This is a genomic window from Marinobacter daqiaonensis, assembly GCF_900115285.1.
GTDB classification, from domain to species: domain Bacteria; phylum Pseudomonadota; class Gammaproteobacteria; order Pseudomonadales; family Oleiphilaceae; genus Marinobacter; species Marinobacter daqiaonensis.
Genome location: NZ_FOYW01000004.1, coordinates 136,601 through 163,027, shown reverse-complemented (window position 1 = coordinate 163,027; position 26,427 = coordinate 136,601). Strand labels below are relative to the sequence as shown.

General features: G+C 59.7%; 22 protein-coding genes and 1 pseudogene. 5 read left to right on the top strand and 18 right to left on the bottom strand.

What is annotated here, in order from left to right; genetic code table 11:
* Nucleotides 1-158 precede the first annotated feature (158 nt).
* Both pgeF and rluD read right to left on the bottom strand, forming a co-directional pair.
* Nucleotides 159-905, bottom strand: a complete 747-nt coding sequence (gene pgeF / locus BM346_RS17700) for a peptidoglycan editing factor PgeF (protein WP_092016503.1) — start codon at nucleotides 903-905, stop codon at nucleotides 159-161.
* The gene (rluD, locus tag BM346_RS17695) at nucleotides 895-1,872 is read right to left on the bottom strand and encodes a 23S rRNA pseudouridine(1911/1915/1917) synthase RluD (protein ID WP_092016500.1); all 978 of its coding nucleotides are present in this window, start codon (nucleotides 1,870-1,872) and stop codon (nucleotides 895-897) included. The genes pgeF and rluD overlap by 11 nt, the downstream gene beginning before the upstream one ends.
* Nucleotides 1,873-2,057: 185 nt before the next feature.
* On the opposite strand from rluD, the gene BM346_RS17690 reads away from it, so the two are divergent.
* A complete protein-coding gene (locus BM346_RS17690) occupies nucleotides 2,058-2,891 on the top strand; it encodes an outer membrane protein assembly factor BamD (RefSeq protein ID WP_092016497.1) in 834 nt (277 codons plus the stop codon).
* A gap of 56 nt (nucleotides 2,892-2,947) precedes the next feature.
* Here the strand turns inward: BM346_RS17690 and BM346_RS17685 are convergent.
* Nucleotides 2,948-4,612, bottom strand: a pseudogene (locus BM346_RS17685) (NAD+ synthase).
* Nucleotides 4,613-4,766: 154 nt separating this feature from the next.
* Here BM346_RS17685 and BM346_RS17680 point away from each other — a divergent pair.
* The 3 genes from BM346_RS17680 (at nucleotide 4,767) to BM346_RS17670 (ending at nucleotide 8,461) form a co-directional block, all read left to right on the top strand.
* Entirely contained in the window at nucleotides 4,767-6,374 is a 1,608-nt protein-coding gene (locus tag BM346_RS17680) for a sensor histidine kinase (protein WP_092016558.1), read from the top strand.
* Between the two features lie 22 nt (nucleotides 6,375-6,396).
* The gene (locus BM346_RS17675; protein WP_092016494.1) at nucleotides 6,397-7,770 is read left to right on the top strand and encodes a sigma-54-dependent transcriptional regulator; all 1,374 of its coding nucleotides are present in this window, start codon (nucleotides 6,397-6,399) and stop codon (nucleotides 7,768-7,770) included.
* A gap of 76 nt (nucleotides 7,771-7,846) precedes the next feature.
* Entirely contained in the window at nucleotides 7,847-8,461 is a 615-nt protein-coding gene (locus BM346_RS17670) for a GspH/FimT family pseudopilin (protein WP_092016492.1), read from the top strand.
* Between the two features lie 13 nt (nucleotides 8,462-8,474).
* Here BM346_RS17670 and BM346_RS18325 read toward each other — a convergent pair whose 3' ends face one another.
* From BM346_RS18325 to murJ, 12 genes are all read right to left on the bottom strand, one after another.
* Nucleotides 8,475-8,873, bottom strand: a complete 399-nt coding sequence (locus BM346_RS18325; protein ID WP_174805188.1) for a type IV pilin protein — start codon at nucleotides 8,871-8,873, stop codon at nucleotides 8,475-8,477.
* Nucleotides 8,874-8,933: 60 nt separating this feature from the next.
* Nucleotides 8,934-12,707 (bottom strand): pilus assembly protein, encoded by a 3,774-nt coding sequence (locus BM346_RS17660; protein WP_167812683.1) that lies wholly within the window; start codon nucleotides 12,705-12,707, stop codon nucleotides 8,934-8,936.
* 26 nt (nucleotides 12,708-12,733) lie between these two features.
* On the bottom strand, nucleotides 12,734-13,261 hold the full coding sequence (locus BM346_RS17655; RefSeq protein ID WP_092016482.1) for a pilus assembly PilX family protein: 528 nt from the start codon (nucleotides 13,259-13,261) through the stop codon (nucleotides 12,734-12,736).
* Between the two features lie 11 nt (nucleotides 13,262-13,272).
* Nucleotides 13,273-14,340: a PilW family protein gene (locus tag BM346_RS17650; RefSeq protein ID WP_092016479.1), complete on the bottom strand. Its 1,068-nt coding sequence runs from the start codon at nucleotides 14,338-14,340 to the stop codon at nucleotides 13,273-13,275.
* Nucleotides 14,337-14,726 (bottom strand): type IV pilus modification protein PilV, encoded by a 390-nt coding sequence (gene pilV, locus BM346_RS17645; protein ID WP_167812684.1) that lies wholly within the window; start codon nucleotides 14,724-14,726, stop codon nucleotides 14,337-14,339. Before pilV ends, BM346_RS17650 begins: the two co-directional genes overlap by 4 nt.
* Before the next feature lie 50 nt (nucleotides 14,727-14,776).
* On the bottom strand, nucleotides 14,777-15,226 hold the full coding sequence (locus tag BM346_RS17640; RefSeq protein ID WP_167812689.1) for a GspH/FimT family pseudopilin: 450 nt from the start codon (nucleotides 15,224-15,226) through the stop codon (nucleotides 14,777-14,779).
* A 259-nt stretch (nucleotides 15,227-15,485) separates the two neighbouring features.
* Nucleotides 15,486-16,436, bottom strand: coding sequence for a 4-hydroxy-3-methylbut-2-enyl diphosphate reductase (gene ispH / locus BM346_RS17635; RefSeq protein WP_092016470.1), 951 nt, complete (start codon nucleotides 16,434-16,436; stop codon nucleotides 15,486-15,488).
* 178 nt (nucleotides 16,437-16,614) lie between these two features.
* The gene (fkpB, locus tag BM346_RS17630; RefSeq protein ID WP_092016467.1) at nucleotides 16,615-17,067 is read right to left on the bottom strand and encodes an FKBP-type peptidyl-prolyl cis-trans isomerase; all 453 of its coding nucleotides are present in this window, start codon (nucleotides 17,065-17,067) and stop codon (nucleotides 16,615-16,617) included.
* Complete coding sequence (lspA, locus tag BM346_RS17625) at nucleotides 17,064-17,591, bottom strand: signal peptidase II (protein ID WP_092016464.1); 528 nt, start codon at nucleotides 17,589-17,591, stop codon at nucleotides 17,064-17,066. Before lspA ends, fkpB begins: the two co-directional genes overlap by 4 nt.
* A 13-nt stretch (nucleotides 17,592-17,604) precedes the next feature.
* Nucleotides 17,605-20,424 (bottom strand): isoleucine--tRNA ligase, encoded by a 2,820-nt coding sequence (ileS, locus tag BM346_RS17620; RefSeq protein WP_092016461.1) that lies wholly within the window; start codon nucleotides 20,422-20,424, stop codon nucleotides 17,605-17,607.
* 10 nt (nucleotides 20,425-20,434) lie between these two features.
* Nucleotides 20,435-21,406: a bifunctional riboflavin kinase/FAD synthetase gene (ribF, locus tag BM346_RS17615; protein ID WP_092016459.1), complete on the bottom strand. Its 972-nt coding sequence runs from the start codon at nucleotides 21,404-21,406 to the stop codon at nucleotides 20,435-20,437.
* 72 nt (nucleotides 21,407-21,478) lie between these two features.
* Nucleotides 21,479-23,059: a murein biosynthesis integral membrane protein MurJ gene (gene murJ / locus BM346_RS17610; RefSeq protein WP_092016454.1), complete on the bottom strand. Its 1,581-nt coding sequence runs from the start codon at nucleotides 23,057-23,059 to the stop codon at nucleotides 21,479-21,481.
* Nucleotides 23,060-23,300: 241 nt separating this feature from the next.
* Between murJ and rpsT the strand changes: the two genes are divergently transcribed.
* Nucleotides 23,301-23,567: a 30S ribosomal protein S20 gene (gene rpsT / locus BM346_RS17605; RefSeq protein WP_092016450.1), complete on the top strand. Its 267-nt coding sequence runs from the start codon at nucleotides 23,301-23,303 to the stop codon at nucleotides 23,565-23,567.
* A gap of 77 nt (nucleotides 23,568-23,644) precedes the next feature.
* Here rpsT and proB read toward each other — a convergent pair whose 3' ends face one another.
* The 3 genes from proB to rpmA all read right to left on the bottom strand — a co-directional run bounded on the left by proB (nucleotide 23,645) and on the right by rpmA (nucleotide 26,427).
* Nucleotides 23,645-24,769, bottom strand: a complete 1,125-nt coding sequence (proB, locus tag BM346_RS17600; RefSeq protein ID WP_092016447.1) for a glutamate 5-kinase — start codon at nucleotides 24,767-24,769, stop codon at nucleotides 23,645-23,647.
* Between the two features lie 44 nt (nucleotides 24,770-24,813).
* A complete protein-coding gene (gene cgtA / locus BM346_RS17595) occupies nucleotides 24,814-26,010 on the bottom strand; it encodes an Obg family GTPase CgtA (RefSeq protein WP_092016445.1) in 1,197 nt (398 codons plus the stop codon).
* A gap of 156 nt (nucleotides 26,011-26,166) precedes the next feature.
* Nucleotides 26,167-26,427 carry a 50S ribosomal protein L27 gene (gene rpmA / locus BM346_RS17590; RefSeq protein ID WP_092016442.1) on the bottom strand — a complete coding sequence of 87 codons (261 nt, stop codon included), beginning with the start codon at nucleotides 26,425-26,427 and terminating at the stop codon, nucleotides 26,167-26,169.

Sequence of the window (26,427 nt, the reverse complement as noted above, 5' to 3'; positions counted from 1 at the left end):
CCCGATTCGGTTACCGGATGCCGCCGCGATGCTGAGGTAGGGCAGCGGCTATCCGCATTACTTTGTCAATCAATGTAGGGGCAATTGAGGGGACTTCAAGCGTGAAGGCGGAAAAAGTGTCAGAAAATTGACGGGCGTCAGGCGGGCCTAAAAAGAGGTCAGGAAGTCAACCAGATACAGGAGGCCATCCGGCCGGTCTCGCCATCACGACGATAGGAGAAAAAGCGCTGGTCATCTGTCATGGTGCAGAAGTCACCGCCATAAATCCGCGTAACTCCGGCACGGGTGAGGCGCAACCGGGCAAGCCCATAGATGTCCGCCAGGTAGTGGTCCGGCCTATGGGGTGCGGGCGTGAAGCATACATCGGCCTCGTCACAATGTTCCAGAAACCGCCGGCGAACCTCCGGCCCGACCTCGAATCGAGCCGGGCCAATGGCCGGACCCAGCCAGGCCAGCACCTCCGAGGGCCGGGGAAACCAGCCAGCCACCTGCTCAAGCACTCCGTCCGCCAGACCCCGCCAGCCTGCATGGGCCGCGCCCACCCGGCGGCCACCCTGATCACAGAACAGCACCGGGAGACAGTCCGCTGTGAGTATGGCGCAGACGGTATTCGCTGCTTGAGTGACGGCACCATCGGCCGACGGAACGCCGGCGACCGGCAGCTCGGCCACCGTGGTGCCGTGAACCTGCTGCAGCCAGCCGAAGTTCTCCGGCTCCTGACGGGTCCAAACCGCCAACCGGCGCCGGTTTTCCAGCACGTCGCCGTGATTGTCGCCGACATGGGTTCCCAGATTAAGCGTATCCCACGGTGCGCTGCTTACGCCGCCTTCGCGAGTGGTGCAAAGGGTCTGAACGCTCGCTGGCGCGGGCCAGTCCGGGTGGAGCACTGGCAGCTCAGCGCTCATTGGCGGCCAGTTCCCGGGCGTGCTTGCGCAGCGCCTCCAACAGTCCCTCGAAATCCTCCGCCAGGGGCACCTCCCAGGTCATCATTTCCCGCGTCTGGGGGTGCTCCAGGGTCAGTTGGCGGGCGTGCAGGGCCTGGCGATGGAAGTTCGCCAGCACTTCTCGCAGCTCTTCCGTCGTGCCCTTGGGCAGGCGCAGGCGGCCGCCGTATTGCGGGTCACCCACCAGGGGGTGTCGGACATGGGCCATGTGCACCCGAATCTGATGGGTACGACCGCTTTCGAGTTTGCAGCGGACGTGGGTATGGGCGGCAAACCGTTCCACCAGCCGGTAATGGGTGACGGCGGGCTTGCCTGTCGGAACCACAGCCATCTTCTTGCGCTCCCGGGGATGGCGACCGATAGGCGCATCAACCGTGGCGCCACCGGTCAGGGTTCCCACGACCACGGCTTCATACTCCCGACCCATGGCCCGTGTCTGAAGCTGATCCACCAGGGACGTATGGGCAATCAGGCTACGGGCCACCACCATGATGCCCGACGTGTCCTTGTCCAGGCGGTGGACGATGCCTGCCCGGGGCAGGTTCTCCACTTCCGGGGCGTGATTCAGCAGGGCGTTGACCAGGGTGCCATCCATATGGCCGGCAGCCGGGTGGACCACCAGCCCGGCGGGTTTGTTGATGACAATGAGATGTTCATCCTCGTAGACGATATCCAGGTCAATGCGCTCGGCCTGCCATTCAACCTGGGCTTCCGGCTCGGCATCAAGCTCGATCCTGTCCCCCATCATGACCTTGTCACGGGGTTTCCGGCTCTTGCCATTGACAGTCAGAACCCCATCCCTGATCCAGCCCTGGAGGCGTGAACGGGAGTGCTCCGGCATCAGTTCCGCCACGGCCTGATCAAGGCGGCGGTCGCTCAGCTGGTGGGGAACGTCGAAAGACGCATGGATACGGTTCGTTTCGGTCATACAGGCCCCGGGCCGGTTTGCGGGACCCCGGTCCGGATAATCCAGCGGATATCCGGGCTTTTTCGGGGCGCCCTCTGTGAATGTCAGGTAACCCACTGCACAACAGCAGGCTGGGCCGTTACAATGGCCGCTTCCGGATGGTAGCTGATCAATCCGGCACTGTTGTCATTATACGGGATTCACGCATGAGATCAGGTTTTCGTTTTTTGTTGCTGGCCGCCACCCTGGCTCTGGGAGCTTGCGTATCTGCCCCCAATGAGCAGGAAGTACAACCGGAAGAGGCTTATTACGACAAGGCCCGCTCTGCAATGAGTTCTGGGAACTTCAACGTGGCCGAACGTAACCTGGACCTGCTGGAAACCTACTACCCTTTCGGCCGCTATGCCGAACAGGCCCAGCTGGACCTGATCTATGCCCGTTACCAGAACCTGGACCTGGAGGGCGCGCGGACCGCGGCGGACCGCTTTCTGCGCCTGCATCCCCAGAGTGAACATGCCGATTACGCCCTGTATATGCGAGGCCTTGCGTCCTACAACCTTGATGTGGGGCTCGCGACGAGATACCTGGGGGTCGACCCGACGGACCGCGACCCTGGAGAACAGCGCCAGGCGTTCCGAGATTTTTCAGAACTGCTGAGTCGCTATCCCGACAGCGAGTACGCCCCCGACGCCCGTCAGCGTATGATCGCGATCCGGAACCGCCTGGCGGAACTGGAACTGCATGCCGCCAATTACTACATTCGGCGCCAGGCCTATGTAGCCGCAAACAATCGGGCCCGCTATGTGGTGGAGAACTTTCCCTCAACCCCCTCAACCGAGGAAGCCCTGATCCTTATGGCGGAAACCTATCGGGTGCTTGAACTGGATGACGCCGCGAAGGATGCGGTCCGGCTACTTGCCGTGAATTATCCGGAGAGCAAAGCCTTCAACAGCCGAATGGAATTTCAGGGGCGTGACCTGACCCCGGAGAACCGGTCTCTTCTGAATGCGATAACGTTTGGCCTGCTGGGACGCGACTGACTCAGGAGCATCATAACCCCGGCGATAGCGGAGCCCTTCCCGGGCTCCTGCCTTTCCTAGTGTCCTATCTTCCAGCCGTTGGTTATGGGGTAGCGCCGGTCCTTGCCAAAGCCCCGTTCTGAAATCCGGATGCCGATGGGCGCCTGCCGGCGTTTGTATTCGTTCCTGTCCACCAGCCGGACCACCCTCTCCACGTCCCTGCGCTCGAACCCTTCCGCGATGATAGCCTCCGCACTGAAGTCCCGTTCGACGTAGAGATTGAGAATACGGTCCATGATGTCGTAATCCGGCAGGCTGTCCTGGTCTTTCTGGTCCGGCGCAAGCTCAGCAGACGGCGGCCGGGTGATCACCCGCTCCGGGATCACCTCGGAGAGGGTGTTCCGATACCTGGCCAGCCGGTAAACCAGTGTCTTGGGTACGTCCTTGAGTGCATCAAAGCCTCCGGCCATATCACCGTAGAGCGTGGAGTAGCCCACTGCCATTTCGCTCTTGTTACCGGTGGTAAGCACCATGGCATCGAACTTGTTGGACAACGACATGAGGATGACGCCACGGATCCGGGCCTGCATGTTTTCCTCGGTGGTGTCAGCCGCCCTGCCCGCAAAGGGTTTTTCCAGGACCCCCATGAAGGCATCGTACATGGGTTCGATGGGGAAGACATCGTAGCGGACACCCAGTGCCTCAGCCTCAGCCTCGGCATCTTCAAGACTCATTTCGGCAGTGTAGCGAAACGGCATCATGACGGCCCACACCCGGTCAGGGCCCAGTGCATCCACGGCCACCGCCAGGGTCAGGGCTGAATCGATGCCGCCTGAAAGCCCGAGTACAACGGTTCTGAAGCCGTTCTTGTTGACGTAGTCGCGAACGCCCACCACCAGCGCCCGGTATACGTTCTCCTCATAGGATGGCTCCGGCACGGGGGACTGGGAAATGGGCTGGCAACGCTGGTCACAGGTAAAATCAACGGGAAAAAGCCCTTCCGCGAACTGGGGGACCTCAAGGGCCAGCTCACCGGAATGGTCATATACCAGCGAGCCACCATCGAACACCAGTTCGTCCTGCCCACCGACCAGATTGGCCTAAACGATGCTGACCGAGCTTTCCGCGGACTTGCGCTCCAGCAGGGCCTTGCGCTTTGCCTGTTTGCCTCCGTCATAGGGAGAGGCGTTGATGTTGATCACAAGGCGGGCGCCTGCCTCGGCGGACCGCTCTACCGGCCCGTCCCGCCAGATGTCCTCGCACACCGTCAGGCCTACCGGTACGCCGCGGACATTCACCACACAGGTGTCATCACCGGAGGCGAAATAACGCTTTTCGTCAAAAACCTGATAGTTCGGGGGAAACTGCTTGAAATAGGTAGCGCGGACTTCACCCTGCTCGATCAGCACGGCGGAATTGAATAGCAGGCCCCCTTCACGGATGGGCGCGCCGATCACGAAGGCCGCCGAGAGATCCGCCTTACAGAGCGTGTCCAGCGCCTCCGAGACTCTCAGGTCCATGCTTGGCCTCAGCAGCAGGTCTTCCGGTGGGTAACCCGTGAGGCAAAGTTCCGGAAAAATCACGATATCGGCGTTCATCTCACTTTCCGCACGGCGTACGGAGTCGATCACCAGTTGGGCGTTGCCGGGAATATCGCCGACCAGAAAATCCATCTGGGCTATTACGACCCTGAGCTTTTGCCCAGGTCCGGTCATTTCCGCTGCATCTGGCTGCTGAGACATGCTCCGCTCCTGTAAACCGTTGCGTTTAAAAGGCTATTATAGCGGTCTGCGGAGCGGATTTCTGCCGCCGATGAGTTTGCTTCCAGAGAATGTCCTCATTAACCAGCGGGAAGACAGTTTGAACCCCATATCGACCGACCCGGGCGCGAGCACCATGACGAGCAGCCATACCTCTTCTCCGGTACAGGGTTATCGGTTATTCCAGATCTACAATCATTACCGCATCGTGATCAGTCTGGTGCTGGCAGGATTGCTGTTCGTCGATCCTGTTCAGCTGGAACACCCCATGCGACTGCCCGCCTACTACCAAGCCGGCGTGCTGGCTTACCTGGCCATTAACATACTCATTGCCCTGTTTCTGATGGGGGGGCACCGTCCCGGCAAGCGACGCATTACGCTTTCTTTGCTGACCGATATCCTGTTCATCCACTTTCTTCTGGCCACCAGCACGGGCATCACCAATGGCCTGGCCAACCTCATAATCATTTCGGTGGCGGCCGGCAATATCCTCACCCCAAGCCGGGTGGGTATCTTCTACGCGGCTCTGGCGGCGATCTGCTCGCTTTCCATCGCGGGCTGGGGCGTGATGGTGCTCGGTGAGAACGTGGACAACGTGGTAAGAGCAGGCTCTCTCGGCATTCTCTACTTTGGCGCTGCCCTGATCCTGCAGTCCGTCACCCGTCGCATGCAGCGCAGCGAAGCCCTGGCGGATTCCCGCGCGCGCAGCATCATCGAGCTGGAGAAGATAAACCAGCAGATCATCCAGCGCATGAGAACGGGCATTGTGGTCACCGACCAGGATGGCCACATTCGCCTTGCGAACGGAGCCGCCGAGGAGCTGCTTTTCGGCCGGACCGGCCACCAGAGCCATCATAGCCGGGTCCTTCCCGTTGCTCTGCTGGAGGGGCTTGCCGCGTGGAAAGCGGACCCCACCAAGCGGCCGGAGCCCTGTCAGGTTCAGCAGACATCGCCAATGATCCAGGCCAGCTTCACCAGGCTCGATGAAGACAACAGTGACCTGGTACTCGTGTTCATTGAAGATCTCAGCAAAGTGACCCAGCAGGCTCAGCAGATGAAGCTGGCTTCACTGGGACGCCTCACCGCCGGCATTGCCCATGAGATTCGCAATCCGCTGGGCGCCATCAGCCACGCCGCGCAGCTTATGGAGGAGTCCGGCGACATTGCCGAGGCGGATCAGCGCATGCTGCAGATCATCCAGCGTCATTCCCGCAGGGTCAACGGCATCATCGAGAACGTCCTCGATCTGTCACGCCGTCGCCAGGCCAGGGCGGAACTGGTGAACCTTCGGGACTGGCTTGCCGGCTTCAGGGAGGATTACATCCAGGCGAGCAATCACAATGGCCGGCCTGTGGACATCACTCTGGAGCTTGCCACCTCGCTGCCACCAGCCCGCTTCGATACCAGCCAGATGGAACAGGTGCTGACCAACCTGTGCGACAATGGTGCCCGATATAGCCAAGAAAAGACCAACGAAGCGAAACTGGTGATCCTGGCCGGAGCCACTGCCGACGGCGAACGTGCCTACGTGGATGTCCGGGATTTTGGCCACGGCATCCCCCAGGAGCACCGCTCCTCCGTTTTCGAGCCGTTTTTCACCACCGACAAGGGGGGGACCGGGCTGGGGCTCTATCTCGCCCGTGAGTTGTGCGAGGCGAACCAGGCTCACCTTGCCTTGCTCGACAACACAGAAAGCGGCTGCTGTTTTCGGATAACCTTTGCCCCCTCAGGCCGATTGATATAAGGCATTCCAAGGAAGCAAACCCATGACAACCCACACCGCGCTGATCGTCGACGATGAACCGGATATCCGGGAGCTGCTGGAGATCACCCTGGTACGGATGGGCATTGCCACACGCTCTGCCCCGGATCTGACCACCGCCCGGGAGCTGCTCGAAGCAGAGCCTGCGCACCTTTGCCTCACCGACATGAACCTGCCGGATGGTAACGGCATTGATCTGGTATCGTGGATTCAGGAACACCGCCCGGAAACACCGGTGGCGGTCATCACGGCCTACGGCAACATGGACACCGCCATTGAGGCCCTCAAGGCCGGAGCTTTCGATTTTGTTTCCAAGCCCGTGGAACTGACCCGTCTGCGGGAACTGGTGAGCAGTGCCCTGAGGCTCTCAGAGCCGGAACACCAGGAAAGCCAGCAAACCGACGACCCCGGGCTTCTACTCGGCAAATCGGAGGAGATCCGGCGCCTCAGAAGCCAGACCCGTAAACTGGCCCGCAGCCAGGCGCCGGTATTCATCAGCGGTGAATCCGGCAGCGGCAAGGAACTCGTGGCTCGCATGATTCACCTGCAGGGACCCCGCAGCGGCGCACCTTTCGTGGCGGTAAACTGTGGCGCCATTCCTTCCGAGCTGATGGAAAGCGAGTTCTTCGGACATCGCAAGGGCAGCTTTACCGGCGCAACCGAAAATAAGGAAGGTCTTTTCCGGAGCGCTGATGGCGGCACCCTGTTCCTGGATGAGGTCGCCGATTTGCCACTGGCCATGCAGGTGAAGCTGCTGCGGGCCATTCAGGAGAAGGCGGTACGCCCTGTGGGCGAGTCACGTGAAATTCCCGTCGATATCCGCATTCTCAGTGCCACCCACAAAAACCTGCCCGAACTGGTGAAAGAGGGCAGTTTCCGGCAGGATCTGTTCTACCGGATCAACGTTATTGAGCTTTCGGTGCCCCCGCTGCGGGAGCGAATCGAAGATATCCCGATACTCGCGTCCCATATTCTCGAGCGCATTGCACGGGAGTACGACTGTCCCCCTGCCCGTCTCAGTCCGGGAGCCCTCGCCTATCTGAAAGGTTACGGTTTTCCGGGCAATGTCCGGGAGCTAGAGAATATTCTGGAGCGGGCCTTCACTCTCTGTGACTCGGAAGTGATCGACACTGACGATCTTCACATTGGCACCGCCCCGGTCGATCTGCCCGCTGAAAGAGGCGGACAGGACGCGAATACCGGAACGGCGGTCCCCGACGGAGAAATGAATCTGGAAGACTTCCTGGAGAACATCGAGCGCCAGGCCATCGAAAAAGCACTGGAAGCCACCCGCTGGAACAAAACCGCTGCGGCAAAACGGCTGGGGATCAGTTTTCGGGCGTTACGGTATCGATTGAAAAAATTGGGGATGGAGTGACGACGTGTCACCCAAACGTGTCAGTTTATACCCACAGCGGCCAGGGGCAACTTCCTCTACCGGCTGAGATGAGGAGATGCCAGCATTAGGTGATCGGACATTTCTTTGGAGCCTGGCCTTTCTGCCCATGACTATCTATCGCAAGGATGCGGGACTGACTCTGATTGAATTGGTCGTGGTAGTGACAATCGTCGGCATCGTTGCCTCGCTCGCCCTGCCCTCATTCGGCAATTTACTTCGTTCCCAGCAACGCCACGGCGCTGCCGCAGACCTGGTGAGACTCCTTAACACGGCCAGAAGCACTGCCATTTCAGAGCGGACCCTTGTTACCGTCTGCCCTTTGAACCCGGCGGGAACCTGTACCCGCAACTGGAGCGGAACCATTACCGCGTTTCGTGATCCTCACCGCACTCGTAAAATGACAGTTCCCTCCCAGGTAATTCATGTACTTCCGGATGCCTCGGCGGGTAGCCGGATCGGCTCTACCGGAATCTTCAATTATCTGGCATTCGAGGCCACCGGCCGCGCGGGCTCCCATATCGGCAATATTCTATGGTGCCCCGCGGAAGGTGACGCAAGTCAAGCCGCACAGGTGGTTGTCAATTGGGGTGGAAGAGTCAGGGTCGCCCGTGATCACGACGGTGACGGAGTAGTTGAAGATGCAGGCGGCTCACCGGTCATCTGCCCCTGAGCTGGACGCTGAACTACTGGTCCCAATTAACCCGTTGTCCGGTGGAAAGAAGCGCAAGCATAAGGCCTCCCTGTCCGTTCTTGGGCCGGGCCTCTATCCGGTAGGACGTGGCGTCCTGAGCGACAATCACCAGGTCGTACCACTTTTGTCCACTGTCAAGCGGTGCCTCAGCCGGAAAGATATCCGCAGCCGCATTGCCCACCGTGGCCCCGGCGTAGGTGCTGTTCTGGGTGTGGAATCGCTCCATGGCGTTGGCCAGGGACATTAGCGCCCCCTGGGCGTCTGCCCTGCGCGCATCCTCTACGTATTGGTTATATGCCGGCAACGCGATGGCCGCCAGGATGCCTATGATCGCCACAACGATCATCAGTTCAATCAGGGTAAAGCCCTTCTGCCTACTGCTTTTCACCATAACACCCATCTCTTTTGGTAGCCGGGGCTCTCGCCCCGGCTTGCTGCCAACCGTTTCAGTTTACTCGTAGAGTTCCTGCCAGCTTACCCGACCCTTTGCACCTGAGGGTCCCAGGTCAAGCTCATCTTCCAGGAAAGTATTGTCGGATAACGGAGTGACCATGTAGTCGCCGATAAAGCCACTGAGGTTGGGCATGCCACCTTCGGTTTTATAGCCTACAACCGCATCTTCAAACCGCACAAATACAGCAAGGTCCGGCGTACGCCCGTCCAGGCCAAAAGCCATCACCCAGCCGTCGCCACCCGCCGCGCAGGGATCCTGGGAAGGAATCGTCGAGTTGACGAACGCATAGTTACCCCGGATCTGGGTGCGCTGCACGATACGCTCACCCGACTCGCTCAGGAAATCCACGTACCACCCCGGCTCGGTGGCCCACTCATCGCCAGTGGCCCCCCGCACAGAGTAGGAATCCCCGTCCACCACCACGGTGGTATCCGTCAATGTACGCTCCAGCAGGGACGCACGGGTGAGATTCTTCACTCCCCGGTCGGTGATACCATAGTAGGATTGGACAGCGGTGCTGGAAGTATCGTTATCGGTCAGGTACTGTCCCGTGCCAAACAAAACCAGGAGATTGGGGTCATTGCCGGGCTGAGGACTTCTCACCACAGCCGGGGCTGCCGTAATAGGTTGCGCAACACCGCCTGATTCAGCAGTGAACAGGGGTTCCGGCGTACTGCCCTGCTTGTAGGCGGTGTCCCAGCTTCCGTTGCTGGCTGCCGCCGCGACCCACAAATTCCCATCGAGATCACCGGCGTATACGCGATCCACGATCCGGTCTCCACTCATATCGACGGCGGTCACGGCAGAAAGACCATGGGCTGAGGCGCTCTCAAACTCGATATACTGATAGTCCGTACCCGAGGTCCAGGTGCCATCAAGGCCCCCTTCCATATCAAGCATGAAAACGCCGGTGCTCCCCGAGCCGGAGTTGTAGCCATTACCGAACATTACGGTCCAGCGATAGTCGTTGCTGCCCCAGGGCGCCATTACCACCAGGGGAGGTTCGGTCAGGTAACCCAGCCGGCTATCGTCAGCTGCGGTGAACTCCCACAGCGCGATGTCTTCAGCATTGCCTTCAGAGAAATTGCCTGGGTCAGTTACGTCAAGAGCAAACAATCCACGCCCACCCGCACGGGCACCTCCGATAAGCACCGATCTCCAGGCTTCCGCCGAGCCTCCCGGCCCCTGGATCGAGACATCCGTTACATTTGGAGTCAGGTCGACGTAATAGCGATGAACATAGTCTGGGTCCGCCAGATAATGCAGGCCGGCATCAGCCTGGGTGGACGAAAGGAATTCCGGGATATAGGCAAAAAGTTCACGCCCGCCGCCATCGGCAACAGCAATTTCCGCTGAAAAAGCGTGCAGCATCCCGTCATTTGCTCCCACATAGACAACAGGGTCCCTGCTGGCGTTGCTATTCTTGAAAGAGGCGTAGCTGCTGGATCCAAAAGGCGAACCGTTAGGCCAGTTCAACGCGGGCTTACCCACGTAGACGGGCGAAGAGTTGACAATGTCGCCCAGACGGCTGCCCCTTGCCCGCATGCCACTGACAGCTTCACCACGCAGGAAAGCCAACCGTTCTTTTGCCACGTCTGTGGTGGCCCCACCCGCGGACAGATCAGCTATCTGGTTGGCGCTCAGCTGATTGGCGTCAAACTGAGCTGTGGTGAAGGCTACCCCTCCTGAGCCGTTGTAGGTAATGATCTGCCTCGGATCCGTGGCCAGCTCCCGAGCATCAAGAATTGCACCGGCCTCCCACAGATCGCTGGTGGCCACGGACGGCACGCCCTGAGCATCTTCCACCAGTTCGCGGGCGAAAAACTCCCCACTCCAGTCTCCCGCGTCAAATCGCGCCCCGAAAAGCAAGCTGTCTGTCTCCAGGGAAGTGGAGTTGAAACTGATGCTTGCGGAAGTACCGGTAATATCCGAGCCCGCATTGCTGAACGCCGAAGTGAGACTTTCAATCATCTTCGCCGCATTCCCGGCGACATAGTAGTTATCCGGTCGCTTGAATGCGCTGCCACTATTTGGAGTCAGGGTCTCGCCATTGGTGTGCCACCAGGACTCCTCGAAAATGCCGCTGAAGGTGTCCGGGTCAAACCCATCGGGCTTATCGAAGCCGCCGTACTTGGTGGCAAGGTAATACTGATTGTCTGCAGGCTCTTCCAGGACCTGCGCTTCCAGAACATCGACCCAGTAAGTGGAAACGTGCTGGTCTCCGTCGAGATCGGTCCGGATATCCGTGGTGTGATTGTCAAAGGCAAGGCCGGCAATGTAAGCGGAGTTATTGCGTCCGCTGAAGCTGTTGGTGTTCCCGATGTCACCAAGCCCTTCAAGTGCCCCCACACGGTTTGTCCGGGCAACTACGTCCACTGTGGTATCACTGGAAACCTCGGACGGCATGGCTGGCTCATCTGCCCGATACGATGTATTGCCGGGCAGATTCTTGTCGCGGTGAGTATTGGCATCGCCGATGCCAAGGATCACGTTGGTCTGGCATTCGTACTGGATCGGATCACTCCAGTTCTCGATCACCGGAAAACCATCCCGCCATTTTTCCTGCTCCGCTGCCGTACCGCCAGAGACGGAACTGTACGCGGACACATTACCCTGGTTCTTGAGGTACCGTGTCGCCGCGTAATAAAGCTCACTGACGGGGTCGATCGATTTATGGTCGCCGCTGTTAAGCTGGCCAAACTTGTTGAGGTAGTTGATCACCCCACTGTTCTGGATGCTGGCATCCGTGGCCGTGGCATCGGCAGAATCGGGGTTCAGGTGCAGAACACCGGTGCTCGTGTCCCATTCGGGCGAGGCATTCGTCGTATAACCATTGCTTTGGGTGTACTCCCGCTCACCCACGAATTTCTGCCTGGCCCTGAGCACGCCCCCATCGCGGCTGACGCTGCTGTCGTTCAGGTAGCCGAAGACACTGAAACGGATGTTTTCCGCATTGGCCTGGATCAAACCTTCCGGTTTCCAGGCAGAGTCATACTCTTTACAGTTGTCTTCCAGCAGGCCGCCCGCCTCGTTGCCAACGCAAACCGCAACGCGAACTTCCAGATCGTAGGCCCCCGTTATCCAATTAGTTCCGTCAACGACATTGCCCTGAGGTGAGAACGGCGACGATGAAACGCCCATATCTCCGCCATCCAGCCGGAAACGCATCTTGACACCAAGACCAGAGATTCGCGTGGTGATGCTGGTGGAGAAAGGCGTCGCTCCTGCGACTTCAACGGCATCGGTAACGGTCCGGTTGGGAAACAGATTTGTACCACCTTCGCCGCTGTGACGGGCTTTCTCGAGCCAGGTCTCGGTGGCGGTATCCTTATATCGATACCCCCCTGTCAGGGCCTTGCGGAAGGGATCGATGGTCTGGGTCGTAGCCCAGTTCAGATAGTTGCCGCTCCATTCAGCGTCGCCGGAACACTGGCGGCTGGACGCGATGCTGGTGGGTTCGAAATGATTGTCGGAAGCATCCAGGTCAAGACCCGTTGTCGAGTCGACGCTGCCGACACGGTAGGTGTAACACTTGTCAGGGTCGAAATAACCCACAAACTCAGTGGAACTGCTGTACCGCCCGAGATTGGCCACACTGTTGATGCTGGGGTACTCCACGGATGGAGTGAGAACCATGTTCCCCGGCACACCACCGCCACCAAGGAAAAGTGGCTCGTCGGCGAGATCGCCCGGCGCGCTGAATCCCGCCGTTGGCAAAAGCAGGAGCACTGTCGTGCCCGAAACCCGGATTTTATGCAGCAGTTTCTTCATCTTCGTAATCTCCATTGCGTCCCTGATCAAAACCCTTGACGGGTATAGAAGGACTCGATCACACGTTGCGAAGAACCTGTGACGCCCGGGCTCCACGCAACGATCCGGAATGCCTGTGCCTCTGTTGCCACGGGTCCGCTATAGCCTTGCCCTTCCATGAGGTTCTCCTGATTCTCGGCATCGCCAACGTGCTCCACAAAGAACCGCGGAGTCACGTTCGTGCCGTTGACCACCACGACGGTGGCATCACGCACGTTACCTCCCACCCACGTCGCATTGGCAATCGGATCGGGGGTGGCGTTGCCCATGCCAAACAGCCCATTATTGCCGTTGAAGCCGGTCAGGGTAGTGAGCCCATCGATAAATATCTCTGCATCCCTTATGGCGGATTCGGCGACTTCCAGTGACACCATCCCTTCCCGCTCCGCGGACACCATCCGCTCCTGCATGACCGTGCCCTGCATGCTGGAAATCGCCAGCAGGGACATCACGAGCAACAGGAGGAGGGACAGGATCAGTGCCGCTCCACTCTGGTCATTCAACCTTTGTGTCATTGGTTAGCTCCCTAAATCCTGTTCCTGAGCGACGCAGTCGTCGTGTAAACCCGGTAAAAGAAGGTGTCGTTAGCGGCCACAGTGGTCTCGCTCCCCGGATTGGCCGCACAATCCAACCAGCCGGGGTAACAGTACGACTGGCCACCATCAGTAACCCCATCTTCAGGAGACCGGATCAGGAAACTGAACCTCACCGCAAGAGCACTGTCGGCCTGAACCTGGCCAGCAGCGGCAAGGCCGGGTGGGTCTATCCAGTTGTTTACCTGGCCATTGCCCGTAGTATCCAGGCCCAACTGGAGCTGGAAGTCTCTTACATGCTCGATGATCGCCGTGGGAGCTGAAAATACTCCGGTGTTTCCACTGACGCCATTCACGTTGACACCGTCAATCACTAATTCACGTATGCCCGCCCCGTTGTCGCGAAGATAGAAACGCTGTTGGCGCGGCCGAAAGATGGAGCCCCCGTTGGGATCCTCGTTGTAATCCATCGATAGAGCCTGAGTGGCATTGCCAGGCGCCGCGTTACCGGTGTTGTGGTTCACCTGAACAGAGTTATTGTTGGCAGGATCATTGGTAACCTGGAAGATGTCACCTGAGAGGCAGTTCGTCACTATAAGGATGTCGTCCTGGAAAATGGTGGAGGGATCGTCAACCTGCATGGTCGCCGCGGGCAAGGCTGGCTGGAAAACAATGGAAGCCTCTGCATTGCCTGCCACACCACCAAGATAAAGTCGGTCGGAGTTACCGGGACCCACGCCGTCCTCAGCATCTATGCCCCTCAGCAACGCCTCAACATCAAAGGCCGCACTGTCGTTGAGGATACTTGTCAGCTCGCTGAGGTCCCTTAAACAACCCCAATAATCAGCATTCCTGATTTCCCGTGACAGCACGCTAGTCCCGATCCGGCCCGACTCCTGGACCCGGGATGAGGCTTCGGCAAGCCGGAAGCTCTGGCTATTGGCCACAAAAATCTGGGTAAGTCCGAGGGTCAGGATCAGACCCAGCGTCAGGGCAACCATGATTTCAATAAGGGAGAGGCCACGCTGCAGGCCCATTGGCCTCTGAATCACCGTCGTCATTGATCTATCCTCGCCGTGTAGGTGAAGGTCTTGGCGGAATCTGAACTTCCATATTCCCGTTCCCTCCAGTTGATCGTGATCGTGGCGGTATTGCCGGCAACGGCAATATTTGTGGTGGCACCGGGAACCGTACGCAGCAGGGATGCTTCCCAGAGGCCCTCGACAGCCGCCGGTACAGCTCCATCATTGACACGAACCAGCTCCGCCATTTCCATGGCATGGCTATTGACCTGGGAGCGGAGATTGGCGTTGTTGACCTGTTGCAACGCCAACAACTGGGTCGCGGCAACACCAAGGAGGCCAACCATCAGGATGAGCATCGCGACAAGCACTTCAATCAGCGTGAAACCCGTCTCGCGGCGGGTATTGATAGGGGCTTTAGGCATAGGTGGCTGTCCCTGGATAAAGGCCATTCATTGATTCGTTCCGGAGGGCATCATGGGCAGTTGATGTCTGTGGATGAGCTGCGGCCGCCAGCACCGACCGTCACCTGCTGACCGGGGCCGGAACCCGCACAGATGTCAAACCTCACCTGCCCACCCAGGGCCATGGTAGTCAGGCCGTTGGCTCGGTATCGCACCTGCCCGGCGGATATTGTGAGATTACCCTCTGCCGGTTCGTTCTGGCGCACAACGGTGCCATCAGCAAGGGTTGCAGTCATGGTGTTGCCGGCGGAAGTCACGGTGACGGTCTGTCCTCTCCGGATTGCCTCATTACGAGCGAAGCTCAGCAGGCCAACGGAAGAATTCGTGGCGGACACTACCCGCTGATTCTCAACCAGCTGAGAGAACTGGGGAATCGCAACACCTGCAACAATGGCGATCAGGGCCACCACTACAACAAGTTCGATAAGCGTAAAGCCGGACTGCTTGTCTACCACTGACATAACTCGCTTCCACTTGAATCTGACACAAGAGTAATTCTGGAGCATTATGCCATCTATTGAAAAACGACAAGCGGTTTGTATAGACAGATAAGTGGCAAGCGCGTGCACCGCAGCGTGACATCGATCACATGCTGTAAAAACGAGAAAATGGAAGGGAGAGGTAAGGCCGTTGCCTGTCCCGGCACGTCATCGTTTATTGCCAGGGACAGGGGAAAATCACGGAAAAGCCCTAAGGGGACATAAGACTGGAACCTGACTGCTAAATATTCACCACATCGATCCGCAGCTCTTTGGGCATGGAGAACACGATATTCTCCTCCCGACCTGCGATTTCCTGAGGCACTTCCCCCCCCAGCTCCTGCAGGCGCCTGATTACGTCATTAACAAGGATTTCCGGGGCTGAAGCGCCCGCTGTAACGCCAACGACCTTGCGGCCTTCCAGCCACCGGGGCTCGATCTGGCCCGCTTCGTCGATGAGGTAGGCCGGAGTGCCCATGCGCTCCGCCAGCTCTCGCAGGCGGTTGGAGTTGGAGCTGTTGGGGGAGCCTACGACCAGCATCAGGTCACAGTCGCTGGCCAGCTGCTTCACGGCATCCTGCCGGTTCTGAGTGGCGTAGCAGATGTCGTCTTTACGGGGACCTTCGATCTTGGGGAATTTCGCCCGCAGGGCGTCAATGACCCGTGCGGTGTCGTCCATGGAGAGCGTAGTCTGGGTCACATAGGACAGCCGGCCCGGGTCTTTGACCTCCAGCCTGGCGACATCCTGCTCGCTCTCCACCAGGTAGATGTTTCCACCGTTGCTGTGATCATACTGGCCCATGGTCCCTTCCACTTCGGGGTGGCCATGGTGACCGATGAGCACGCATTCACGGCCATCACGGCTGTAGCGCATGACCTCCAGATGCACCTTGGTGACCAGCGGACAGGTGGCGTCGAAGACTTTCAGGCCCCGGCGGGCCGCTTCGTTCTGTACGGCCTGGGACACGCCGTGGGCACTGAAGATGACCAGGGTATCGTCCGGCACTTCGTCCAGTTCGTCCACGAAAACCGCCCCGCGGTTGCGAAGGTCGTCTACCACGTACTTGTTGTGGACCACTTCGTGGCGCACGTAGATGGGGGCCCCGAAGACCTCCAGGGCCCGGTTGACGATTTCGATGGCTCTGTCTACCCCGGCGCAGAAGCCACGGGGGTTTGCTAGTCGGATTTGCATGTTGCTTGGTTCACTCGGGCCTTCAGACTTTTGGAGTAAGGCGCCGCTGCGGGGTACCTCTCTCCGGGACACGCGGTGAACACATCCATGTGCGCTCGACAAAAACATCCCTGTTTTTGAAGGTCCCGGTGAGAGGTACCCCACATCGGCGCCCCCCGGCTTCAGTGCTGGCGTCGGCTCAATGCGCCGTGGCAACCGGCTCCACGTCGATGATTTCCACTTCAAACGTCAGTGTACGCCCCGCCAGCGGATGGTTGAAGTCCACATCCACCTGGTCGCCTTCGACGCGGCTCACCACGCCGGGCAGTTCGCTCTGACGGGCGTCAGCAAAGGAGATCATAACACCCGGTTCCAGCACCATATCGGCGCTGAACTCGTGGCGCTTGAAGGTCTGGACATTGCTCGGATTGTGCTGGCCAAATCCCTTCTCCGGCGGTACCTGGAAGCTTTTGCGGTCGCCCGCCTTGAGCCCCATCAGGTAAGCCTCGAAGTTCTCCGGCAGGTTCTCGTCACCGATCTCAAGGGTCGCGGGGGCCTTCTCGAAGGTGGAGTCGATCACTTCGCCGCTGTCGAACTTGAGGGCGAAGTTCAGGGTAACCCGTGTTCCCTGGTCAATCGGCAAATCGTTCATTGGCGTTCATCGCTCCCGTCCCCAGCCTCGACAGGAGGCTTGCGGAACATATCCAGAATCATCATGCCAGCACCTATGGTAATGGCGGTATCGGCGAGGTTAAAGGCCGGAAAGTGCCAGTCCCCCCAGTAGAAGTGAAGGAAATCCACGACGTAGCCATGCACCACCCGGTCATAGACATTCCCGAGAGCGCCACCGAGAATCAGCGCGATGGCAACGGCGATCCAGGTTTCATGGCGTTTCAGACCCCTGAGCCAGTAAACCAGAACAACGCTGACCACCACGGCGAGGGCCACGAAAAACCAGCGCTGCCATCCCGCCGCATCCGCCAGGAAACTGAAGGCGGCACCCTTGTTATGGAGCATGGTCAGGTTGAACATCGGCATGACCGGCACCGGCTCACCATAGTTCAGCATGGCGGTTGCCATTGCCTTGCTGCCCAGGTCCAGGGCGATCACCAGCGCCGTCAGCCAGAGCCACTTGAGCTTGGTTCCGGTTTGCTCACGGGTCATGAGTGCATCCATCCCGCCGGGTTCCTCAGGCGAAGGCCCGGGTTTCGCCCGGCCCTTCCACGTTGGTCACGCAGCGGCCGCAAAGGTCACTGTATTTTTCGTGCTGACCCACATCGGCCCGGTGGTGCCAGCAGCGCTCGCACTTGTCATGGACCGCAGGCGTAACCTTCACCATCAGGCCCTCATGGGCCGTCTGCTCGGCGCCATCCGCCTCGCTGACCGGCTTCACAGTGGCTTCGGAGGTGATCAGCACAAAGCGGAGCTCATCTCCAAGGTGCTGCAGTTTCTCGGCCAGCGCACCTTCGCAGTAAAGCGTGACTTCGGCGCTGAGGGAGCCCTTGATCTCCCCACGGCCCCGGGCCTCTTCCAGACGCTTGTTAACCGCTTCCTTAACGCTGTAGATCTCCCGCCAGTATTCGCGACCCAGCTCCGAGTCCTCCGGAAGCGCGGTCAGGCCGTCGTACCAGGTCTCGTAGAATACCGTATCGCTGCGCTTGCCTGGCAGGTGCTGCCAGATTTCGTCCGCGGTGAAGCTGAGAATCGGCGCGATCCAGCGGACCAGCGCTTCTGCGACATGAAAGAGCGCGGTCTGGCAGGAACGCCGGGCCAGGCTGTCCGCCGGCGTGGTGTACTGACGATCCTTGATGATATCCAGGTAGAAGCCACCCAGTGTCGCTTCACAGAAGTTATAGACCTTCTGGTAGATCCTCAGGAAGGCGTAGTTGCCGTAGTCCTCATTCAGCTCCTGTTGCAGCTGCAGGGTACGGTCCACCATCCAGCGATCCAGGGCGATCATATCCTCGGGCGCCACCGTGTGCTGGTCCGGCTCGAACCCGGTCAGGTTGCTGAGCAGAAAACGGGCGGTATTGCGGATCCGGCGGTAGCCGTCGGCAGTCTGCTTGAGGATGTCCTTGGACACCGTCATCTCGCCGCTGTAATCGGTGGCGGATACCCACAGCCGCAGGATATCCGCACCCAGCTCGTTCATCACTTCCTGGGGCGCAATCACGTTGCCCAGGGACTTGGACATCTTGCGGCCCTTGCCGTCCACAGTGAAGCCGTGGGTCAGCACCTGGCGGTACGGCGCCACGCCGTTCATGGCGATGGAGGTCTTGAGGGAGGACTGGAACCAGCCGCGGTGCTGGTCTGATCCCTCCAGGTACAGATCCGCCGGAAACTGCCCCAGCTCCGGCCGCGGGCGCAATACGGACTCATGGGTGACGCCCGAGTCGAACCATACGTCCAGGGTGTCGGTCACTTTGTCGTAGTTGTCCGCGTCATCACCCAGCAGCTCTGCGGTCTCGATTTCGTACCACGCATCTATGCCGCCCTTCTCGACCGCCTGGGCAACCTTTTCGATCAGCGCCTGGGTATCCGGGTGCAGGTCCTGGGTTTCCTTGTGGATGAACAGTGTGATGGGCACGCCCCAGGTCCGCTGGCGGGAGATACACCAGTCCGGACTCTGCTGGAACATGGCCTCGATACGGTTCTGGCCCCAGGCCGGCACCCAGCGCACGCCCTTGATGGCTTCGAGGGCGTCGGTGCGGAGGTTCTCTTTCTCCATGCTGATGAACCATTGCGGTGTCGCCCGGTAGATCAACGGGGTCTTGGTCCGCCAGCAATGGGGATAGCTGTGCTGAAATTTTTCCGAGCGCACCAGCTTGCCTTCCCGCTCGAGAGCGGCGCAGATTGGCTCGTCCGCCTTGTAGACGTGAATGCCGGCAAATTCGCCTGCGGCCTGGGTGTAGGTGCCGTCGGCCTGAACCAGATTGATGGTGCCGATACCGTAGGCCTTGCCCACTTCGAAATCTTCCATGCCGTGGTCCGGAGCGGTGTGCACCGCACCGGTACCGGCGTCTGTGGAGACGTGCTCACCGAGAATGACCGGCACCTGCCGGTCATAAACCGGATGATGTAGCTGAAGGCGCTCCAGATCGGCACCGGCACATGTGCCCAGCACCTCGTACTGGTCCACGCCCCACCGGCTCATGATACCGTCCACCATATCCGCTGCCAGGATCATCCGCTCCGGGCCCCGGCCCACGTTGGTCTGTACCAGCGCGTATGCCAGATCGCCATGGAGAGAGACAGCCTGGTTGGCGGGGATGGTCCAGGGGGTGGTGGTCCAGATCACCACCGAGACATCGCCTTCGCCCTGCTCCGCTCCAAAAGCGGCGAGGGCCTTGTCCTGGTCCACGGCGGTGAAGCGCACGTCGATCTGGGTGGAGGTCTTGTCCTGGTACTCCACCTCGGCCTCGGCCAGGGCGGACTGCCCGACCACACTCCAGTAGACCGGCTTGTAGCCCCGCACCAGGTGTCCCTTGGCAACGATCTTGCCCAGGGCACGGACGATACCCGCTTCCACCTTCGGATCCATGGTCAGGTAGGGCTTTTCCCACTCACCCATGACCCCAAGACGGATGAAGTCGGTTTTCTGACCTTCGATCTGCTTGGTGGCATAGTCGCGGCAGGCCTGGCGGAAAGTCTTGTAGTCCACCTTGACGCCCGCCTTGCCGATTTCCTGTTCCACCTTGTGCTCGATGGGCAGGCCATGGCAGTCCCACCCGGGAACATAAGGCGCGTCGTAGCCCATGAAGCTGCGGGACTTGACGATCATGTCCTTGAGAATCTTGTTGACCGCATGACCGATGTGAATGCTGCCGTTGGCGTAGGGAGGGCCATCGTGAAGAATGAACTTGTCCCGGCCCTCACGCTGCTTCCGCAGGTTGCCGTAGACGTCCATCTCCTGCCAGCGGGCGAGCATGTCCGGCTCGCGCTTGGCCAGGTTACCGCGCATGGGAAAGGCGGTTTCAGGCAGATTCAGGGTGTGCTTGTAGTCGCTCATAGTCTCTCGGTCAGTGTTGGTTGGCGACCGTGCCGTGGTCGGCAATCCATGCCCGGGCATCACGGAAGTCCCGGGCAATCTGGTCTTTGAGTTCTTCAATGGAATCAAACTTGATCTCGTCCCGCAGCGGGTGACGGAACACGACCTCAATGCGCTGGCCATAAAGTGTGCCAGCAAAGTCAAACAGGTGCACTTCCAGGGATGGCTGACGCCCGTCCACCGTAGGCCTGAGGCCGATATTGGCTACTCCGTCCCGGCGCTCCCCGTCGGGCAGCGTCACTGCCACCACGTAGACGCCCCGCAACGGAGCAAGCCGTCCCAGCAGGATATTGGCGGTGCGGGCACCGATCTGACGCCCCAGCTCACGGCCGTGCACAACCCGGCCGCGGATGGCATAGGGTCGCCCCAGCAGACGCTCGGCGAGCTCCAGCTGATTGTCCATCAGTGCCTTGCGGACCCGGGTACTGCTGACCCGTTCGCCGTCGACGGCGACGGTACGGGTGTTTTCAACCGTAAACCCTGACTGCCCCCCGACCTGCTCCAGCAACCGGAAATCACCGGCCCGGTCACAGCCAAAACGGAAATCATCCCCCACCACCAGGTGACGAACGTTCAGGCCATCGATCAGCACGTCGTCGATAAACCCCATGCCGGAATAACTGCGAAAGGTTTCATCGAATTTCAGGCACAACACCAGGTCCACGCCGTTGGCCAGCAGGGTCTCGAATTTCTGGCGAAAGCCGGTCAGGCGGGGGGGCGCTTCGTCCCCCTGGAAAAACTCCCGCGGCTGAGGCTCGAAAACCATGACCACCGAAGGCAGGTCCAGTTCCCGGGCTTTTTCCTTTACTTGCTCAAGGATGGTCTGATGCCCCAGGTGAACACCGTCAAAATTACCCACAGTTGCCACACAACCCCGGGAAAGAACGGAATTTTTCTGCTGGGACAGCAGCTTGAGGTTGGTCAGCCCCCGGATCAGACGCATGTGTACTGCGAACCCTCTGTTGACAGCTTGCCAGCAACCCAGGTCGCCGGTGAGAAAACGCGCGATTATAACCTATTGGCGGCGGAAATGTCTTACCCTCACCCCTACCAGGGCCAGCGCCAGGAAATAAACCACCACCCCGGCGAGAACCAGGGTTGCCATATCAGCAGCGCGGGTCATGCCACCTGCCTCCAGCCAGGCACCGGCCGGGTTGCTGAGCAAGATGATCACTCCTGCCAGCGCCCCATTGGCCACCAGCAGTTGGAGATAGAAGCGCAACGTGCCGGCCTGGGCCTTCCAGGCACCGTCCTTTGCCAGCCCCCGCCACAGCAACATGGCGTTGAGCCAGGCCGACAGCGAGGTAGCCAGGGCCAGCCCCGCATGGGCAAGTGGCAGAATGAGCGCAAGGTTCATGACCATGTTGGCGACCATCGCGATGATCCCGATCTTGACCGGGGTGCGGGTATCCTCCCTCGCGAAATACCCCGGTGCCAGCACCTTGATCAGCATGAAGGCCAGCAAGCCAGCGGAATAGGCGCGAAGGCTCTGGCCAGCCATGACCACGTCCCGGTCGGTTACTTCACCATAATGGAACAGCGTGGCGATCAGCGGTTCGGCCAGCAACGACAGGGCAAGGGCGGCAGGCACACCGATCAGCATCACCAGCCGGATGGCCCAGTCGATCGTGGTCGCGAACTCCTCTTTCGACGCTGCCGCATGCTTACGGGAAAGGTTGGGCAGGATCACCGTGCCAATGGCGATACCGAATACGCCAAGGGGCAGCTCCGCCAGCCGGTCTGAATAGTAGAGCCAGGATACGCTGCCGGTCTGGAGAAAGGAGGCCAGTACCGTATCCAGCAGCAGGTTGATCTGACTCACCGAGACCCCGAACAGCGCTGGCGCCATCAAAGCCAGGATTCGCTTGACCCCTTCGTGACGGTAATCCACCCGGGGCCGCGGCAGCAATCCCAGCCTCATCAGAAACGGCAGCTGAAAGAACAGCTGCAGGGCACCGGCGATAAACACGCCCCAGGCCAGGGCCATGACAGGCTCCTCCATCAGGGGTGTCATGAAAATGGCCGCACTGATCAGGGTCAGGTTAAGCAGTACCGGGGTGAAGGCCGGCACCGCAAAGCGGTCGTAGCTGTTGAGAATTCCGCCCGCAAAGGCGGTCAGTGAGATCAGCAGAAGATAAGGAAAGGTGATCCGCAGCATCTCGCTGGCGAGGCCGAATTTGACCTCGTCATCAACGAAGCCTGGCGCGAATACCGCAGTCAGCACCGGCGACCCGGCCATTGCCACCAGGGTGACCGCCAGCAGAATCACCCCCAGGGAGCCGGCGACTGCATTAACCAGGCCCTGGACGCTTTTAAGGTCGCCCTGCTGGCGATAAGACGAAAGCACCGGAACAAAAGCCTGGGCAAAGGCCCCCTCGGCGAATAATCGGCGCAGAAAATTGGGGATCTTGAAGGCCACGAAAAAGGCATCGGCGCCGGCGCCGGCGCCAAAATACCGGGCAATCACCATGTCCCGCACCAGGCCAAGCACCCGGGACAGCATGGTCATCATTCCGACAAGACCGGATGAGCGCAGCAGACCCGGCGCTTTGGGCAACGCTTTTTCTGGGGCTTCCCGGTTTTCCGGCTGGCTCATTCGGACCGCTTCCTGTGGCGAGTGTCGCGGGAGTTTATCACAGCCCTCCGGGCCGCGGTGAAGCCGGCCTCAGACTTGACATCGAGGCCCGTTGAGGGCATCATTCCGCGTCATTTATTTTGACGCGCCGAGAGCAGTAGGCGCGGCTACGATCGCAGGGTCCGTACTCCGGGAAAACAGTCGGGGAAGGCAGCCCTCAACGAACCCAGATTTTCATTCAGTTTTTTTCAGGAGTTACACGGTGGCAAATACCCCGCAAGCCAAGAAGCGCGCACGTCAGAACGAGAAGAACCGCAAGCACAACGCCAGCCTGCGTTCCATGGCACGCACTTACATGAAAAAGGTTCAGTCCAAGATTGAATCCGGCAACTATGAAGAAGCCCAGGCTGCATTCAAGCAGGCTCAGCCGGTTCTGGACAGCATGGTCAACAAGGGCATCTTCGCCAAGAACAAGGTGGCACGCCATAAGAGCCGCCTGACCGCCAAGATCAAGTCCCTTAAGGCCTGAATCCCGGCCGTCAGCGACACTAAAAACCCCGCCTGAGAGCGGGGTTTTTTATTGCCGGAACTGCGCTTGCGCGACAGTCAGACCAGCACCAGATTGTCCCGATGAATCATTTCCTCGTCGGACACGTAGCCCAGCACTTCCACAATCCGGTCGCTGGCGTGCCCCGCAATGGCGCGAGCCTCCTCAGCGTCGTAATTCACCAGTCCGCGGGCAACCTCCCTGCCCGACTCGTCCACACAGGACACCATCTCGCCGCGACGGAACTGACCCGCCACGTCCCTCACACCGACCGGCAACAGACTGCGCCCACCCCTGCACAGGACATGAACGGCCCCGGCATCGACCGTGAGCCGACCCCGGGTCTGGAGGTGACTGGCCAGCCATTGCTTGCGTGCCGCAATCCGACCCTGCTCAGGCAGCAGCAACGTCCCGAGAGCCTCTCCGGTACGCAACCGAATAACCACCTGGTCGATCCGACCACCCACAATAACGGTAAACGCGCCTGACCGGGCCGCCAGCCGCGCTGCCCGAAGCTTGGTCTGCATACCTCCCCGACCGAGCACACCGGCCCCGCCCCCGGCCATGACGTCAAGCTCGGGATCGCCTGCCTTGCGCTCGGTAATCAAGGCAGCATCGGCGCTTTTGCGGGGATCCTTGTTGAACAGGCCATCCTGGTCCGTGAGAATGATCAGGCCGTCCGCTTCAATCAGGTTGCTCACCAGGGCCCCGAGGGTGTCGTTGTCACCAAACCGGATTTCGTCGGTAACGACGGTGTCGTTCTCATTCACAATGGGAATAACGCCAAAATCCAGCAGGGTGCGCAGGGTGCTGCGGGCGTTAAGGTAACGCTTGCGATCAGAGAGGTCGTCATGGGTAAGCAGAATCTGTGCGGCGTGGATATCGTGGCGCCGGAACTGCGCCTCCCAGGTCTGCACCAACCCCATCTGCCCCACTGCTGCTGCCGCCTGCAGCTCGTGCAGGTGTTCGGGCCGGCGACTCCAGCCCAGCCGGGTCATACCCTCCGCTACGGAGCCCGACGATACCACCACCAGCTCCACGCCGGCGCGGATCAGTTCAGCCATCTGATCGACCCAGCCCGCCAAAGCAGGCACATCCAGCCCCCGGCCATCGTTGGTCAAAAGAGCACTGCCAATCTTGATCACCAGTCGCCGGGCCCGGCGCACCTGCAAGCGTTCACTCATCGTCTGCGCATCTGTCCTGCTGCGCCCCTTACCGGGGCTGGGGATTATTCCGGAGCGTAAACAACCTCGACATCGTAATCATCATCATCGAAGTCATCATCATCGTCCTCGTTCTGCCTGGCGGCGCGGCGGGCATCACGCTCCTCCTGAATCCGCTCACGGGCCTCTTCATCCATCTGGCGACGGCGCTCCGCCTCCTTCTCGGCCAGTTCCGGATTATCCTTCTCCTCTCGGGCCCGTTCTTCAATCCAGCGCATTATCGCCTGGGTCAGATCTTTTGTACCCTCGCCGCTAATGGCGGAAATGCGGAAGACCGGCCCCTGCCACCCCAAATCGTCGATGATGGCCTGGCAATGAGCCTCCCTCTCCTCCTCGGCCACCATGTCGACCTTGTTCAGGACCAGCCAGCGGTCGCGGTTGGCCAGCGTCTCACTGAACTTTTCAAGCTCATGCTCGATAGCGCGGACGGCATCGGCAGGAGAGGACTCGTCGTAGGGCGCCACATCCACAAGGTGCAGCAGCAACCGGGTACGCACCAGATGCTTGAGGAAACGGATGCCCAGGCCGGCACCCTCTGCCGCACCCTCAATAAGACCGGGAATATCGGCAATTACGAAGCTCTGGTGAGCCTGAACCTTCACCACACCCAGGTTCGGCACCAGCGTGGTAAATGGATAATCAGCCACCTTGGGCCGGGCAGCGGATACTGACCGGATAAAGGTGGACTTTCCGGCATTGGGCATGCCGAGCAACCCCACATCCGCCAGCACCTTGAGCTCCAGCCTGAGATTTCGGGTTTCGCCTTCGGAGCCTTTGGTGGTCTGCCGGGGCGCCCGATTGACCGAGGACTTGAAGCGGGTGTTACCCAGACCATGGAACCCACCCTGGGCAACTTTCAGGCGATCACCAGCATGAGTGAGATCCCCCAGCACCTCGTGGGTATCCATATCAACGACGGTGGTTCCCACGGGCACAGGCAATACCAGGTCATCGCCTTTGGTACCGGTACAGTTACGACCAGATCCAGGCTGCCCGTTCTCGGCCTTGTGCTTACGCTGGAAGCGGTAGTCGATCAGGGTATTAAGAGCATCATCAGCCTCAAGATACACAGAGCCACCGTCACCACCATCACCACCATCGGGACCGCCCTTGGGAACGTACTTTTCCCTTCGGAAACTCAGGCAGCCATGGCCGCCCTTGCCCGCTTCCACAATAATGGTGGCTTCATCTACAAATTTCATGCTTCAACCTTCTGCGCCCTGCGCATAAACGAAAAAACCCCGCAGGCTCTGGCGGCTGCCTGGCTGACTCTTCAGCCGGGCAGACAACCTCGAAGCTATGCGGGGCTTCTGCTGGTCCTGATATCAAATGATATCAGAACCGGACATCGCCGCGAGTTATGCCGCTGGTACGATGCTCACGAACTTACGGTTTTCGGGACCCTTGGTCTCGAACTTGACCTGACCGTTTGCAGTTGCAAACAGGGTATGGTCCTTGCCCAGACCAACGTTCGAACCGGGGTGGAAACGGGTACCGCGCTGACGAACGATGATGCTGCCTGCAGAAACAGTTTCACCACCGAAGCGCTTCACACCAAGTCGTTTCGACTCGGAATCGCGACCGTTACGGGTACTACCTGCTGCCTTTTTATGAGCCAT